Raw genomic sequence first — 380 nt, forward strand, 5'->3', positions numbered from 1 at the left:
GCCAGACCCTGTTGCGTACCATCGCCACCTCGGTTTCCACGCTGCTGGCTATCGCCGCGCTGCTGTTCTTCGGCGGCGACAATCTGTTCGGTTTCTCCATCGCCCTGTTCGTCGGTGTAATGGCGGGTACCTACTCGTCGATCTACATCGCCAACGTGGTATTGATCTGGCTGAACCTGACCAGCGAGGACCTGATCCCGCCGCAGGCCAAGGACACCGTCGACGATCGCCCCTGAGGCGCTCTGGTTCGGCACTCCGGCGCCTGCCGGTCACTCGAGGACTCCCGCTTTTGGCGGGAGTTTTCGTATCTGCGCCAACGAAACGTTTGTCGGGAGCCTGGATCTTGGTGGTTTTTGCCCAGTCCTAGGCAAGGCAAAGGG

The 380-nt window shown here is 61.1% G+C and carries 1 protein-coding gene; it reads left to right on the forward strand.

Annotated elements, in window-relative coordinates:
* Positions 1-236 (forward strand): hypothetical protein (locus ERK18_RS09375; protein ID WP_222710147.1); only part of this gene is annotated, 236 nt, incomplete at its 5' end.
* Positions 237-380: the final 144 nt, after the last annotated feature.

Source organism: Lactobacillus kimbladii (assembly GCF_014323605.1).
Lineage (GTDB): Bacteria > Bacillota > Bacilli > Lactobacillales > Lactobacillaceae > Lactobacillus > Lactobacillus kimbladii_B.